The sequence below is a fragment of the Nocardioides sp. GCM10023255 genome (assembly GCF_042653125.1).
GTDB lineage: Bacteria > Actinomycetota > Actinomycetes > Propionibacteriales > Nocardioidaceae > Nocardioides.
In genome coordinates this window covers 225574-240060 of sequence record NZ_JBHSHU010000009.1, presented here as the reverse complement: position 1 = coordinate 240060, position 14487 = coordinate 225574, and the positions used below count along the sequence as shown (strand labels likewise).

Genomic DNA, 14487 nt, shown 5'->3' with positions numbered 1-14487 from the left:
GGTCTGCGCTTGAGCTTCGTTCCCGTCACCGGTCCGGCGACCTTCCGACCCGGCGACCCGCCCCGCGAGGGGGTCGTCGAGTTCACCGACGACCGCCGGACGGTGGCGCTGCCGATCCGCGCGGCGCTGCCGGTGCTCACCCGCGCGCACGCCCGCGAGGACCTGCACCCCAGCGTCGCGCTGCTCTCCGGCGCCGCGCTGCTCGGCATGCGGCTGGTGGCGGCCGGCAAGTTCGAGCCGGCCGACGGGCCGACGCCCTCGTGGCGGGTCGCGCCGCTGGACGACGCCGACCGCGACCGCGTCGCGATGCTGGCCAGGGCACGGGAGCACGACGGGCTCGGGGACGGCCGGGCCGAGGACGTCGTCCGCTGGCTGCTGGACGCGGTGGCCGACGCCATGCCCCGCAGCGCCCCCGTCGCAGGTGCCCGCAGCCGGGCCGGCACGTCCCCGGGCGCGGCCGCCGACGGCCGGCGACGACCGGCGCCCCGGGGTGACTTCGCGGCCCGCCTGCAGGCGCGCATCGACGGGCAGCGTGCGGCCGCCGGCCCCCAGCTGGTCGCGCTCTCGCTCCGGGTCGAGGCCGACGAGGAGGAGCTGGTCGCCGGGGCGGTCCGCCTGGTGCTGCAGGTCCACGACGCCCAGAACCCGCTCCACGTCTGCGACGCCGCGCTGCTGTGGGCCGACGGCACGCCCGGGGCCGCGCACGGCTTCGGCGACCGGGCGCGGACCCACGCCAGCATCGCGCTGCGCGCCGCGGCCGACGCCTGGCCGGTCCTGGACCGGCTGCTGGAGCTGCGGGTGCCCGACCAGATCACGCTCGACAGCGACGAGCTGGTGAGCCTGCTCGAGGACGGCGTCGGAGCGCTGCGCGAGCGCGGCGTGGACGTGCTGTGGCCGCGCTCGCTGGGTCGGGACCTGACCGCGACCGCCGTGCTGGACCGGTCGCCGCAGGCCCCGCGCGAGGCGCAGCTGGTGCCGGGGCTGCTCGGCCCCGACACCCTGTTCGCGTTCAGCTGGCAGGTCGCGCTGCACGGCGACCCGCTCACCGAGGAGGAGATGGACGAGCTCGCGGCCGCCGCGGCGCCGGTGCTCAAGCTGCGCGGCAGCTGGACCGTCGTCGACCCTGCCGTCGCGCGCAAGGCGCGCCGACGGCTGATCCGGACGGTCAAGCCCGCCCAGGCCGTCGCGGCCGCGCTCACCGGCGTGGCCGAGGTCGGTCCGGCGGGTGCCGACGAGTCCGCCCCGGAGCCGGTGGTCGTCGGCGCCAGCCTGCTCCGGGTCCGCGAGCAGCTGCTGTCAGCCGCGACCCGGGAGCCGGTGCCCGCGCCGCCCGGCCTCGAGGCCACGCTGCGCGGCTACCAGGAGCAGGGCCTGACCTGGCTGGTCGAGCTCACCTCGCTGGGCCTGGGGGCCTGCCTGGCCGACGACATGGGTCTCGGCAAGACCGTCACCCTGATCGCGCTGCACCTGCACCGCGTCGCCGAGGCGGCGGCGGCCGGTCGGCCGGTCGGCCCCACGCTCGTGGTCTGCCCGGCCAGCCTGCTCGGCAACTGGGAGGCCGAGATCGAGCGGTTCGCGCCCGGGGTCGCCGTACGCCGCTTCCACGGCGGTCGGCGCTCGCTCGAGGGACTCGGGGGCGGCTTCGTGCTCACGACGTACGGCACCATGCGTCGCGACCACGAGGCGCTGGCGGAGGTCGGGTGGGACCTGGTCGTCGCCGACGAGGCCCAGCACGTCAAGAACGCGCGGTCCTCCACCGCCCGAGGCCTGCGGGCGATCCCGAGCGCGGCGCGGGTGGCGCTGACCGGCACGCCGGTGGAGAACAACCTGACCGAGCTGTGGGCGATCCTGGACTGGACGACGCCGGGCCTGCTCGGCAGCCGCAACGCCTTCCGCAAGGTGTGGGCCGGGCCGATCGAGTCGGGCCTCGAGCCCACCAAGGCACGCCAGTTCGCCGCCCTGATCGGCCCGTTCCTGCTGCGCCGCCGCAAGTCCGACCCCGGCATCGCGCCCGAGCTGCCGGCGAAGACCGAGACCGACCACCTGATCAGCCTCACCCGCGAGCAGGTCGTCCTCTACGAGGCGTTCGTGCGCGACACGATGGACCGCATCGAGCGCGCCGACGAGGAGGCCCGCCGCGGCCTGGTGCTGGCGCTGCTCACCGGGCTCAAGCAGATCTGCAACCACCCGGCGCACTTCCTCAAGCAGTCGACCGGCCGGCTCTCGGGGCGATCGGAGAAGCTCGACCTCCTCGACGAGCTGCTCGGCACCGTCCTGGCCGAGGACGGCGCGGTGCTGGTCTTCACCCAGTACGTCGCCATGGGGCGCCTGCTCGAGCAGCACCTCACCCGCGCCGGAGTGCCCCACCAGTTCCTGCACGGCGGCACCCCGGTCCGGGAGCGGGAGGCGATGGTGGCCCGCTTCCAGGCCGGCTCCGACGACCCGGCCGCCGGACCCGCGGTGCCGGTCTTCCTGCTCTCGCTCAAGGCAGGCGGCACGGGCCTGAACCTCACCCGGGCCGACCACGTCGTCCACCTCGACCGCTGGTGGAACCCGGCGGTGGAGGAGCAGGCCACCGACCGGGCCTACCGGATCGGCCAGACCAGGCCGGTGCAGGTGCACCGGATGATCACCCGCGGCACGATCGAGGAGCGGATCGCCGAGCTGCTCACCCGCAAGCGCGCGCTCGCCGACTCGGTGCTGGCCCGCGGCGAGGCGGCGCTGACCGAGCTCAGCAACGAGGACCTGCGCGACCTGGTCACCCTGCGCCGGCACACCGTCGACCCGGGCGACGAGCCGTGAGCGCCGTCGTCCACCCCGCCCTCCCGGCCAGGCGCGGCGCAGCGCGCGCGACGACGTGGTGGGGACGGGCGTGGGCGCGGGCGGTCGAGGAGTCGGCGTACTCCGACCGCGACCTGGTGGCCGGCCGGGCTCTGGCCCGGACGGGGCGCGTCGGCGGGATCACCACCGACGTCGGGCGGTTCGTCGCGGCGGTCGAGGACGACGACGGGCTGTGGACGGTGTCCGGCACGCTGCCGGTGCTCGACGAGGCGGCCGGCGCCGGCCTGGTCGAGACCGTGGCGGCCGAGGCGGGCCGGGTCGCGGCGCTGCTGGCCGGTGACCTCCCGCACCCCCTGGTCGAGCACGCGGAGGAGGCCGGGGTCGAGCTGCTGCCGTACGGCGGTGAGCTCGGCACCGACTGCACCTGCTCGGCCTGGGTCGACCCGTGCGTGCACGCGATCGCGGTGCTCTCGCAGCTGGCCTGGCTCATCGAGTCCGACCCGTTCGTCCTGCTGCAGCTGCGCGGGCTGCCGCGCGACGAGCTGCTGGCCCGCCTGCACGCCGGGTCGGACGCCTCGGGTGCGTCGGAGGGCAGCGACGACCTCGACGCGGGCCTGGACGCCGCGCTGCGCGCGGCGTTGCTGCTGCGGCTGCTCGAGGAGGACGCCGACCAGCCGGTCGACCACCTCTTCTGACCTCGACCCGTCGCAGCTTCACGCCCCGGGGGCGTCGACCCGTCGCAGCTTCACGCCGCGTGGGCGTCGACCCGTCGCAGTTCGACGCGCCGAGATGTCACAGAGCGACGGGACGGTGCTCCGAGAGCCCGAGCGCACCGAGCGCCATCTCCTGCAGCAGCCCACGCATCGGGGCGTCGGGGAGCAGGCTGCTGTGCGGCGTGGAGTTGATCAGCCCGAACGCCGCGTGCGCCATCGCCCGGGCCCGGTCCTGGCCCAGGTCGTCGTGGACCCGGCGGAGCTGGTCGGCCCACAGGTCGACGTACTCGCGCTGCAGGCTGCGGACCTGTTCGCGGGCGTCGCGCGGGAGCGACTGCCAGTCGCGGTCCTGCACCACGATGAGCGGCCGGTGGCGCAGCGCGAAGTCGACGTGCCAGTCGACGAGCGCCGCGAGCGCCGCCTCCGGGCCGGCGGCAGCGGCCACGCGCTCGCGGCCGACGCCCAGCAGCTCCTGGCTGATCGAGACCAGCATCTCAGCGAGCACGGCGTCCTTGGAGGCGAAGTGCTTGTAGAGGGCCGGACCGGAGATGCCGCACGCGGCGCCGAGGTCGGCGACCGAGACGCCGTGGAACCCGCGGGCCGCGAACAGCTCCGCTGCCGTCGCGAGGATCTGCTCGCGCCGGGTGCGGGGGTCCCGCTCGGCCTCGGTGGTCACGCCTGAAGGTTAGCGCTCGTTAACTCAGGCGAGCGAGAGGAAGAGCTTCTCCATCTTCTTCACGTCCACGTCGTCGATGCCGCCGCCCTCGGTCAGGCACTGCTGCAGCCCGGTCGCGACGATCGCGAAGCCGGCGCGGTCCAGCGCCCGGGAGACCGCCGCCAGCTGGGTGACGACGTCCTCGCACTCGCGGCCCTCCTCGAGCATCCGCAGCACGCCGGCCAGCTGGCCCTGCGCGCGCTTGATGCGGTTGATGACCGGTGTCATCTCCTGGGGGTCGAGCTCCATGGGTCAGTTCTCCTGGGTCAGGGTGGCGAGGGCGGCGGTCAGGCGCTGCCGGGCGTCGGCGGCGACGTCGCAGAGCGCGTCACCGGCCAGGCGGGTCATCGCGTCGGGGTCGAAGGCTTCCACGATCGTGGTCTCCGCGTCGACTGCGCGGACCGCCACGTTGCAGGGCAGCACGGTGGCGATGGCCGGGTCGATCTGCAGCGCCTGGAGGGCCAGCTGGGGCCGGCAGGCACCGAGGATGACGTGCGGCGCGACGTCGACGTCGAGCTTGGCCTTGAGCGTGGCCTGCAGGTCGATCTCGGTGAGCACGCCGAAGCCCTGGTCGGCCAGCGCGGCCCGGACGTCGGCCACGGTGCGGTCGTAGGGCCGCTGGACCGTGGCCTGGAGGGTGTAGCCCATCAGGAGTCCTGCTCCTCGGCGGCCATCTGGGCCCGGACCTGCTCCATGTCGAGGTCGCGCACCGCGGCGATCACCTGCTCCAGCGCCGTGGCGGGGAGGGCGCCGGGCTGGGAGAAGACGAGCACGCCCTCCTTGAAGGCCATCAGCGTCGGGATCGAGGTGATCCGCGCGGCGCCGGCGAGCGCCTGCTCCGCCTCGGTGTCGACCGAGCCGAAGAAGACGTCGGTGTGCACCTCGGACGCGGCCTCGTAGACGGGCGCGAACTGACGGCACGGTCCGCACCAGGAGGCCCAGAAGTCCACCAGGACGATGTCGTTCTCGACGACGGTGCGCTCGAAGTTGTCTGCGGTCAGCGTGTTGGCGGCCATGGCCTGCCTTTCTCTCGAGGTCTCTTTGACAATACCCCCCGGGGTGTTATCGTGAACAACGTACATACCCCCAGGGGTATCAATCAAGACTCGACGAAGGGGTTCGGATGCGTGAGATCGACGTGGACCAGCTCGACACGGTCCTCGGCGACGGTGGGGTGCTGATCGACGTGCGCGAGCCGGGGGAGTACGCCGCCGGCCACGTGCCGGGAGCCGTCCTCATCCCGATGGGCCAGCTGACCTCGCGGCTCGACGAGCTGGACCGGACGGTTCCCGTGCACCTGATCTGCGCCTCGGGCAACCGCAGCGGCGCGATGACCGACATCCTCGCCGCGCGGAGGTTCGACGCCGTCAACGTGCTGGGCGGCACCTCGGCCTGGGCGCACTCCGGTCGCCCGCTGGAGAGCGGGCTGTGATGGACGGCCTCACGGTCCTGGCGATCGACACCCCGACCCTGGGCGACCGCAGCTACCTCGTCCACGACGGCGAGGTCGCGTTCGTGGTCGACCCGCAGCGCGACATCGACCGGGTGCTGGCGCTCCTCGAGGAGCACGACGTGCGGCTCACCCACGTCTTCGAGACCCACATCCACAACGACTACGTGACCGGTGGCCTCGCGCTGGCGCGGCGCACGGGCGCGGCGTACCTGGTGAACGCGGACGACGAGGTGTCCTTCGAGCGGACCCCGGTCCGCGACGGCCAGCGGGTCGAGGTGGGGCGCCGGATGCGGGTGACCGCCCTGGCCACGCCGGGCCACACCTTCACCCACCTCTCCTACGCGCTCACCGACGGCGACGCCGACCTCGACGAGTCGGCCGCGGTGTTCTCCGGCGGGTCGCTGCTGTACGGCGCCACCGGGCGCCCCGACCTGCTCGGGCCCGCGCACACCCACGACCTGGTCCGCCACCAGCACGCCTCCGCGCACCGGCTGGCCGACCTGCTGCCCGACCGTGCCGGTGTCTTCCCGACCCACGGTTTCGGCTCCTTCTGCTCCGCCACGCAGTCCGAGGCGACCGCCTCGACGATCGGGCAGGAGAAGCAGGTCAACCCGGTCCTCACCCAGGACGAGGAGACGTACGTCGCCGAGCTGCTGGCCGGGCTCGGCGCCTGGCCGGCCTACTACGCGCACATGGCGCCGGCGAACTCCGCCGGTCCGTCCGAGCCCGACCTGAGCCCGCCCGCCGTGGCCGACCCGGACGAGCTCCGGAAGCGGATCGAGGCCGGCGAGTGGGTCGTCGACCTGCGCAACCGCACGGCCTTCGCCGCCGGCCACGTCCGGGGGACGCTCAACTTCGGCCTCGACGGCGGCTTCGCGACGTACCTCGGCTGGCTGATCGCCTGGGGCACGCCGCTGACGCTGCTGGGGGAGACCCCGGAGGCGGTCGCCGAGGCGCAGCGGGAGCTGGTCCGGATCGGCATCGACCGTCCGGAGGCGCACGCCACCGGCGGCCCCGCGGACTGGACGACCGAGGAGCTGGCCAGCTTCCCGACGGCCACGTTCGCCGACCTCGCCCAGGTGCGTCACCACCGCGAGGTGGTCGTCCTCGACGTCCGTCGGGCGGAGGAGCACGACGCCGCCCGCATCGACGGGGCGGTGAACGTGCCCCTGCACGAGCTGACCGGGCGGCTCGACGAGATCCCCGCCGGCGAGGTCTGGGTGCACTGCGCGGGCGGCTACCGCGCCTCCGTGGCGGCCTCGGTGCTCGACGCGGCGGGCCGCACGCTGGTCGCCGTCGACGACTCCTTCGAGAACGCCGAGAAGGTCGGGCTCCACCTGGTGGGGCCGGAGACCGGCGGAGCGGTGTGACCCCTGTGATCCTCGCCGTCGTCGCCGGCGCACTGATCGGGCTCAGCCTGGGTGCGCTCGGCGGGGGCGGCTCCATCCTCGCCGTGCCGGTGCTGGTCTACGCCCTCGGGCAGAGCCCCGCCCAGGCGACGACCGGGTCGCTGGTCGTCGTCGGCGTGACCTCGCTGCTCGGTGCGGTCACGGCGTACCGCGCGGGGAACGTGCTGCTCGGCCGGGGCGTCGCCTTCGGGCTGGTCGCGGTCGGCGGCGCGGTGGCGGGCGCGAGGGCCTCGGCGCACGTGCCCGAGCCGGTACTGCTGGCGGCGTTCTCGGTGCTGATGCTCGTGGTCGGCGTGCTGATGGTGGTGCGCCTGGTCCGCGCCCGCCGCTCGGGGGACGCGCGCGACGTCCGGCGGGCCACGCTGGACGACCCCATCATCTCCTTCAGCCCGACCTTCGCCTGCCAGTGCCCGCGGGCCCTGAAGGTCCTCGTCACCGCCACGGTGGTCGGCCTGCTGACCGGCTTCCTCGGGGTCGGCGGCGGCTTCCTCGTCGTCCCGGCACTGGTGCTCGCGCTGGCGCTCCCCATGGAGTACGCCGCCGGCACCTCCCTGGTCGTCATCACCATCACCAGCGCGGTCGCGCTCGCCGTCCGCGCGGGATCCGGGACCCATCCCGACTGGAGCCTGGTCCTGCTCCTGACCGCGGCGTCCGCGGCCGGCGGTGTCGTCGGCGCCCGTGTCGCGGCGCGCGCGGACACCCGCCGGCTCGCCGCCGCGTTCTCCGGCCTGGTCGTCGCGGTGGCCCTCGCCACCGCCGCCCAGGCCCTGCCCGCCCTCGCCTGACACCTCACGAGAGAGAAGCCCATGTCCACGTCGACCACCGGTCGCCACGCCCGTCCCGCCATCGATCCCGCCATCGGCTACCGCCCCGGTCCGCTCGGCCGGCTCGGCGTCGCCGTCACCCGCCGCGCGCGCCTCACCACCGTGGTGTGGCTGCTGGTCGTCGTCGGCCTGGGGGTGTTCGCCCCGAAGGTCGAGGCGCAGCTCTCCGGAGCGGGCTGGCAGGCCGACGGCTCGGAGTCCGTGGCCGCGCGGCAGCTCGCCCAGGACCACTTCGGCGGCAACGCCAGCTCGGCGATCCAGGTCGTCGTGCACTCCACCGACGGCCCGGTCACCGAGGGTGCCGGCAAGCAGGTGCTCGCCGACGCGACGAAGATCCTCCAGCAGGACCCCCGGATCGCCGAGGTGGTCCAGCCACAGCCCGACGCCACCCTGAGCCAGGACGGCTCCACCGCGGTGATCCTGGCCGGCGCCGGCGCGGACACCAACGAGATGGTGCGGGCCGCAACCGACCTCAAGGGGCCGCTGCAGGACCTCTCCACGAGCGGTGTGCAGGTCAACCCGACCGGCGCGTCCCTGCTGTGGTCGGACTTCAACGAGGCCAACCTGTCGGCGATGCTGAAGTCCGAGATGTTCTCGTGGCCGGTGACGCTCGCGATCCTCGTGCTGGCGTTCGGCGCCCTGGTGGCCGCCGGGTTGCCGCTGATCCTGACGCTCTCGGGCCTGGTCGCCTCGGCGGGCTCGCTGGTGCTGATCAACCAGCTCGTCCCGGTCTCCATCTGGGCGATGAACTTCGCGATGATGTTCGCGCTCGCCCTCGGGATCGACTACGCGCTCTTCCTCGTGGTCCGCTTCCGCGCCGCCCGGATGGGTGGCCACGAGTCCCCACGGCAGGCGATCGCGGAGACCATGGACACCGCCGGCAAGGCCGTGCTGCTGTCCGGCGCGACGGTGCTGATCTCCCTCTCCGCGGTGATGCTCGTGCCGTCGCCGTCGTTCCGGTCGATGGCCGGCGGCATCATGCTCTCCGTCGTCTTCGTGCTGGCCGCGACGCTGACCCTGCTGCCACTGGTGCTGTTCAAGCTCGACCACCGGATCAACAAGCTGTCCCTGCCCTGGGTGCACACGGGCGAGCACCGGTCCCCGAAGTTCGCCGCCTGGGGCGAGCTGCTCTGGAGGCGCCCGGTCGTGTTCGGGCTGGCCTCCCTCGTCGTGCTGCTCGCGCTGGCCGCCCCGATCATCGGGCTGAGGACGGCCATGCCGTCGATCAAGGTGCTCCCCGAGGACGCCAGCGCCCGCGTGGGCTACGACCTGGTGCAGAAGAGCTTCGGTGAGGGCGCGCCCGGCACGTTGCAGGTGGTCGTCGACGCGGCGGACGCCAAGGCCACGGCCAAGGTCCTGTCGCAGGACCCCGGGATCGCCGGAGCGATGCCCGCCGTACCCGCCTCGGACCGGAGCGGACTCGCGCTGATCCAGGCCGTGCCGACCGTCGACCCCTCCGACCCGGCCCTCCCCGACACCGTGGACCGGCTGCGTGCCGACCTCCCGGGCTCGGCGGTCGTCGGCGGCGCCGCGGTGGAGAACCTCGACCTGAAGGCACAGCTCGACTCCTCCACCCCGCTGGTGATCGGCGTGATCCTCGCGCTCGGGTTCCTGCTCCTGCTGGTCGCGCTGCAGGCACCGCTGATCGCCCTGCTGGGCACCCTGGCGTCGTTGCTGTCGACCGCGGCCGCGTTCGGCGTCGCCCGGCTGGTCTTCCAGGAGGGCTGGGGCGCGGGCTTCTTCGGCTTCGAGTCCCAGGGCTTTCTCGACGCGTGGGCGCCGGTGTTCTTCTTCGCGATGATCTTCGCGATCGCGATGGACTACACCGTCTTCCTGCTGGCCTCGGCCAAGGAGCACTACGAGCACACCGGAGACCCGAAGGACGCGATGGTCGGCTCGCTGGCCCACTCCGGCCGGGTGATCTTCGCCGCCGGCGCGGTGATGGTGGCGGTGTTCTTCACCTTCGCGCTCTCCGGCCCGTTGCCACCCAAGGAGATGGGCATCATCCTCGGCATCGCGGTCCTGCTGGACGCGTTCCTGGTGCGGCTGGTGCTGCTGCCGGTCCTGCTCCGGCTCACCGGCCGGGCCGCCTGGTGGGTGCCACGCCGGCTCACCCGCGTGCTCCCCAGCATCCGGTTCTCGCACGGCTGAGCCGCTCGATGCCGACCCCGTTCCGCCCCCGATCCTGATCCGACCCGAAGGAGCAACACCATGTGCCGACCCGTCGTCTGCAAGACCTGCGGCAAGACCACGTGGGCCGGTTGCGGCATGCACGTCGACCAGGTCCTCGCCGGCGTACCCGCCTCCGACCGCTGCCCCGGACATGCCAGGCCGGAGCGATCCGGCGGGCTGTGGAGCCGGCTGACCGGCCGCGGCTGACCCGCCCCCGCAGCTGTAACGCGGTGTCCACGTCACTGGTGCGGTGCTGCAACGCCGCACCAGTGACGTGGACACCGCGTTACATGCGACTGTCGCGCCCGCCTCAGCCCGCCGGCAGCGGCCGCAGCACGCAGAGCTCGTTCCCGTCGGGGTCGGCCAGGACCACCCACGAGACGTCCTGCTGGCCGACGTCGACCCGGCGGGCGCCGAGCGCCTCGAGCCGCGCGACCTCGGCCGCCTGGTCGAGCGGACGCAGGTCGAGGTGGAGGCGGTTCTTGGTCGCCTTCTCCTCCGGCACCCGCACGAACAGCAGGTCGGGGGAGACGCCGTCCTCGGGGCTGCCGGCCGGCGGCTCGAGGACGACCTCCGTCTCGGTCTCGTGCGTACGCCGCCAGCCCAGCGCCTGCTCCCAGAAGCCGGCGACGCGGGCGGGGTCGGTGGAGTCGACGACCAAGCACTGCCAGCGCAGTCCGGGGGTCGTGGGGGCAGGGTCCGGGGTTCTGGTCGAGTCAGTCATCGGCGCACACTCTGGCAGCGGACCGGCCTCGTCGGCACCGGGTTTACGCCGGGGTTAACGATCGCTAACCTGACGGGGTGAGCGACATGAAGGAGCTGGTCGACGACCTCCGCGAGCGGCTGGCCGTGGCCCGTCGGGGCGGGAGCGACTCCGCGCGCAAGAAGCACACCGACCGCGGCAAGCTGCTGGTCCGCGACCGGGTCGACCGGCTCCTCGACCCCGGCAGCCCGTTCCTGGAGCTCAGCCCCCTCGCGGCGACCGGGATGTACGGCGCCACCGACGGCGAGGAGGCCGTCCCGAGCGCCGGCGTCGTCACCGGCATCGGCCGGGTGAGCGGGCGTGAGTGCGTGGTCGTCGCCAACGACGCGACCGTCAAGGGCGGCACCTACTACCCGATGACGGTCAAGAAGCACCTGCGCGCGCAGACCGTCGCCGCCGACAACCGGCTGCCGTGCCTCTACCTCGTCGACTCCGGCGGCGCCTTCCTGCCGATGCAGGACGACGTCTTCCCCGACCGCGAGCACTTCGGCCGGATCTTCTTCAACCAGGCCAACCTCTCCGCGCGCGGCATCCCCCAGGTCGCGAGCGTGATGGGCTCCTGCACCGCCGGCGGCGCCTACGTCCCGGCGATGTCGGACGAGACGGTCATCGTCAAGGAGCAGGGCACGATCTTCCTCGGCGGCCCGCCGCTGGTGAAGGCCGCGACCGGTGAGGTGGTCACCGCCGAGGAGCTCGGCGGCGGCGACGTGCACGCCCGCACCTCCGGCGTGGTCGACCACCTCGCCGAGGACGACGCCCACGCCCTCGCGATCGTGCGCAGCATCGTCGCGACCTTCGAGCGGCCCACCGCCCCCTCGATCCCGCAGCACGAGGTCGAGGAGCCCCACGAGGACCCCGCGTCGCTCTACGACGTCGTCCCCACCGACACGCGCACGCCGTACGACGTGCGCGAGGTGATCCGCCGGGTCGTCGACGCCAGCCGCTTCCACGAGTTCAAGAAGCTGTACGGCGAGACGCTGGTCTGCGGCTTCGCCCGGATCCACGGCTACCCGGTCGGCATCGTCGCCAACAACGGCATCCTGTTCAGCGAGTCCGCGCTCAAGGGCGCGCACTTCATCGAGCTGTGCAACCAGCGCGGCGTCCCGCTGGTGTTCCTGCAGAACATCACCGGCTTCATGGTCGGCCGGGAGTACGAGAACCGCGGCATCGCCCGCGACGGCGCCAAGCTGGTCACCGCGGTCGCGTGCTCGGTCGTCCCGAAGTTCACCGTCGTCATCGGCGGCTCCTTCGGCGCCGGCAACTACGGCATGTGCGGCCGCGCCTACGACCCGCGGTTCCTGTGGATGTGGCCCAACGCCCGGATCTCGGTGATGGGCGGCGAGCAGGCGGCAAGCGTGCTCGCCACCGTCCGCCGTGACGGCATGGAGGCCCGCGGCGAGGAGTGGTCGGCGGAGGCCGAGGAGCAGTTCAAGGCCCCGATCCGCGACCAGTACGAGCACCAGGGCTCGCCGTACTACTCCACCGCAAGGCTCTGGGACGACGGCGTGATCGACCCGGTCGACACCCGCCGGGTCCTCGGCATGGGCCTCGCGGCCGCGGCCAACGCGCCGCTCCCCGAGCCCTCCTACGGCATCTTCAGAATGTGATCTCACCCCATGACGTTCTTCGTTCCCCCGCTCCGCTCCTCCACGAACAGCGCCACGGGGACCCCGAGGCCGCAGATCGAGGTGTCCGCATGATCGAGTCCGTCCTCATCGCCAACCGTGGCGAGATCGCCCTGCGCGTCATCCGCGCCTGTCGCGCCCTCGGCGTGCGCAGCATCGCGATCTACTCCGACCTCGACCGCAGCGCCCTGCACGTGCGCGAGGCCGACGACGCCGTCCGCGTCGGCAGCTACCTCGACATCGACGAGGTCGTGGCGGCCGCCCGGACCACCGGTGCGGCCGGGATCCACCCCGGCTACGGCTTCCTCTCCGAGCGCGCGGAGTTCGCACGCGCCGTCGAGGCCGCCGGGATCAAGCTGGTCGGCCCGTCCGCGGACGTGATGGAGCAGATGGGCCGCAAGGACGCCGCCCGCGAGGTCGCGGTCAAGGCGGGGGTGCCGGTGGTGCCGGCGTACTCCGTCGACGACCCGGTCGCCGAGATGCGCTTCCCGGTGCTGGTCAAGGCCGCGGCCGGCGGTGGCGGCAAGGGCATGCGGGTGGTCCGCGAGCCGGAGGCGTACGCCGAAGCCGTGGCCGCCGCGCGTCGCGAGGCCGCGAGCTCGTTCGGCGACGACACGATCCTGGTCGAGAAGTACGTCGAGCGGGGCCGCCACATCGAGGTCCAGGTGCTCGCCGACGCCCACGGCAACGTGGTCCACCTCTTCGAGCGCGACTGCTCGACCCAGCGACGCCACCAGAAGGTCCTCGAGGAGGCCCCCGCCCCGACGATCACCGCCGAGACCCGGCGCACGGTCACCGAGTCGGCCGTGGCGCTGGCCACCGCCGTCGGCTACGAGAGCGCCGGCACGGTCGAGTTCCTCCTCGACGACGCGACCGGCGAGGTCTACTTCCTGGAGATGAACACCCGGCTCCAGGTCGAGCACCCGGTCACCGAGTCGGTGGTGGTGTGCACCTCCCCGCAGCAGCGCGCGACCGGCATCGTCGGCGAGCACGTCGACCTCGTGCAGCTGCAGCTGCGGGTCGCGGCGGGCGAGCCGCTGCCGTTCGCCCAGGGCGACCTGGCGCTCTCCGGGCACGCGATCGAGGCCCGGGTCTACGCCGAGGACTCCTTCGGCGGCTTCCTGCCGCAGGCGGGCACGGCCACCCTGGTGCGCTGGCCCGAGCGGGTCCGCGTGGACCACGCGCTGGAGAGCGGGCAGGTCGTCAGCACGTCGTACGACCCCATGCTCGGCAAGGTCATCGCCCGCGGACCCGACCGGGAGAGCGCCCGCCGTGCGCTGGTCGCGGCGCTCGACGAGACCGCGGTCCTCGGCCTGACCACCAACACCGGGTTCCTGCGCGCGCTGGTCGCCAGCGACGAGTTCCGCGACGCCGCCATCGACACCGCCTGGCTGGACCGGCACACCGTCCCGGAGCCGTCCCGCGACCTCGCCCGCGTCTTCGTGGCGTGGGTGAGCGCGATGCTGGTCGCCGAGCAGGAGCCGGGCCACCCGTTCCGGGCCGACGGGTGGCGGTCGGGTGCCGACCCCGCCCCGATCCTGGTCGAGCTCGACGAGACGGTCGCTGTCGATCGGGCTCGCGGCCGCGTCGGCGACCACGAGGTCCGTCAGCTCTCCGCCGCCCACCACGTCGCGGTGCTCGTCATCGACGGTCGCCGCGAGCAGGCCGTGGTCAACGTGCAGCCGCACATCGTCGAGGCCGTCCACCGCGGGCAGCGCTTCGTGTTCGAGCGGCCCGACGTCTTCGGCGACCACGCCCACGACGCCGGGGACGGCGCGATCATGGCCCCGATGCCCGGCACCGTCCTCGACGTCCGAGTCGAGGCCGGCCAGACCGTCGCGGAGGGAGACCTCCTCGGCGCGATGGAGGCGATGAAGATGGAGCTCAGCCTCAAGGCGCCCTTCGCCGGCACGGTCGCCGCGGTCGACGCCGCCGCCGGCGACCAGGTGGCCCTGGGCGCCCGGCTCTTCCTGGTCGAGCCCCTCGAGACCGAGGCAGCCGGATGACGTCCCGCCGCTCGTCCAGAGGAGAG

Annotated in this window: 14 protein-coding genes; 9 read left to right on the top strand and 5 right to left on the bottom strand. The window is 73.5% G+C overall.

Translation table 11 applies throughout. The features are described 5' to 3' along the window. Positions 1 to 9: 9 nt before the first annotated feature. Together ACFO9I_RS14985 and ACFO9I_RS14980 are read left to right on the top strand one after the other, a co-directional pair. Positions 10 to 2802: a DEAD/DEAH box helicase gene (locus ACFO9I_RS14985; protein ID WP_379182197.1), complete on the top strand. Its 2793-nt coding sequence runs from the start codon at positions 10 to 12 to the stop codon at positions 2800 to 2802. Next, a complete protein-coding gene (locus ACFO9I_RS14980) occupies positions 2799 to 3476 on the top strand; it encodes an SWIM zinc finger family protein (protein ID WP_379182195.1) in 678 nt (225 codons plus the stop codon). The genes ACFO9I_RS14985 and ACFO9I_RS14980 overlap by 4 nt, the downstream gene beginning before the upstream one ends. 97 nt (positions 3477 to 3573) lie before the next feature. Here the strand turns inward: ACFO9I_RS14980 and ACFO9I_RS14975 are convergent, their stop codons facing one another. The 4 genes from ACFO9I_RS14975 to trxA are packed head-to-tail and all read right to left on the bottom strand — an operon-like array spanning position 3574 to position 5225. Beyond that, positions 3574 to 4170 carry a TetR/AcrR family transcriptional regulator gene (locus tag ACFO9I_RS14975; protein WP_379182193.1) on the bottom strand — a complete coding sequence of 199 codons (597 nt, stop codon included), beginning with the start codon at positions 4168 to 4170 and terminating at the stop codon, positions 3574 to 3576. A gap of 24 nt (positions 4171 to 4194) precedes the next feature. Beyond that, positions 4195 to 4458 (bottom strand): metal-sensitive transcriptional regulator, encoded by a 264-nt coding sequence (locus tag ACFO9I_RS14970; protein WP_379182191.1) that lies wholly within the window; start codon positions 4456 to 4458, stop codon positions 4195 to 4197. Positions 4459 to 4461: 3 nt separating this feature from the next. After that, positions 4462 to 4857 carry a DUF302 domain-containing protein gene (locus tag ACFO9I_RS14965; protein ID WP_379182189.1) on the bottom strand — a complete coding sequence of 132 codons (396 nt, stop codon included), beginning with the start codon at positions 4855 to 4857 and terminating at the stop codon, positions 4462 to 4464. Then, the gene (gene trxA, locus ACFO9I_RS14960; RefSeq protein ID WP_379182187.1) at positions 4857 to 5225 is read right to left on the bottom strand and encodes a thioredoxin; all 369 of its coding nucleotides are present in this window, start codon (positions 5223 to 5225) and stop codon (positions 4857 to 4859) included. Before trxA ends, ACFO9I_RS14965 begins: the two co-directional genes overlap by 1 nt. A gap of 107 nt (positions 5226 to 5332) precedes the next feature. Between trxA and ACFO9I_RS14955 the strand changes: the two genes are divergently transcribed. Genes ACFO9I_RS14955 through ACFO9I_RS14935 form a run of 5 tightly spaced genes read left to right on the top strand, consistent with a single transcriptional unit; the run spans position 5333 to position 10274 of the window. Then, positions 5333 to 5641: a rhodanese-like domain-containing protein gene (locus tag ACFO9I_RS14955; RefSeq protein ID WP_379182185.1), complete on the top strand. Its 309-nt coding sequence runs from the start codon at positions 5333 to 5335 to the stop codon at positions 5639 to 5641. Next, complete coding sequence (locus ACFO9I_RS14950; RefSeq protein WP_379182183.1) at positions 5641 to 7032, top strand: rhodanese-like domain-containing protein; 1392 nt, start codon at positions 5641 to 5643, stop codon at positions 7030 to 7032. The genes ACFO9I_RS14955 and ACFO9I_RS14950 overlap by 1 nt, the downstream gene beginning before the upstream one ends. Beyond that, the gene (locus tag ACFO9I_RS14945) at positions 7029 to 7856 is read left to right on the top strand and encodes a TSUP family transporter (RefSeq protein ID WP_379182181.1); all 828 of its coding nucleotides are present in this window, start codon (positions 7029 to 7031) and stop codon (positions 7854 to 7856) included. Before ACFO9I_RS14950 ends, ACFO9I_RS14945 begins: the two co-directional genes overlap by 4 nt. Before the next feature lie 21 nt (positions 7857 to 7877). Continuing rightward, the gene (locus ACFO9I_RS14940; RefSeq protein ID WP_379182179.1) at positions 7878 to 10046 is read left to right on the top strand and encodes an MMPL family transporter; all 2169 of its coding nucleotides are present in this window, start codon (positions 7878 to 7880) and stop codon (positions 10044 to 10046) included. A 60-nt stretch (positions 10047 to 10106) separates the two neighbouring features. Next, positions 10107 to 10274: a hypothetical protein gene (locus tag ACFO9I_RS14935; RefSeq protein ID WP_379182177.1), complete on the top strand. Its 168-nt coding sequence runs from the start codon at positions 10107 to 10109 to the stop codon at positions 10272 to 10274. Positions 10275 to 10377: 103 nt separating this feature from the next. On the opposite strand, the gene ACFO9I_RS14930 is transcribed toward ACFO9I_RS14935, so the two are convergent. Beyond that, complete coding sequence (locus tag ACFO9I_RS14930) at positions 10378 to 10791, bottom strand: VOC family protein (protein WP_379182175.1); 414 nt, start codon at positions 10789 to 10791, stop codon at positions 10378 to 10380. A gap of 86 nt (positions 10792 to 10877) precedes the next feature. Between ACFO9I_RS14930 and ACFO9I_RS14925 the strand changes: the two genes are divergently transcribed. Together ACFO9I_RS14925 and ACFO9I_RS14920 are read left to right on the top strand one after the other, a co-directional pair. Further along, complete coding sequence (locus ACFO9I_RS14925) at positions 10878 to 12437, top strand: carboxyl transferase domain-containing protein (RefSeq protein WP_379182791.1); 1560 nt, start codon at positions 10878 to 10880, stop codon at positions 12435 to 12437. A gap of 89 nt (positions 12438 to 12526) precedes the next feature. Beyond that, positions 12527 to 14461, top strand: a complete 1935-nt coding sequence (locus ACFO9I_RS14920) for an acetyl/propionyl/methylcrotonyl-CoA carboxylase subunit alpha (RefSeq protein WP_379182173.1) — start codon at positions 12527 to 12529, stop codon at positions 14459 to 14461. Positions 14462 to 14487 lie beyond the last annotated feature (26 nt).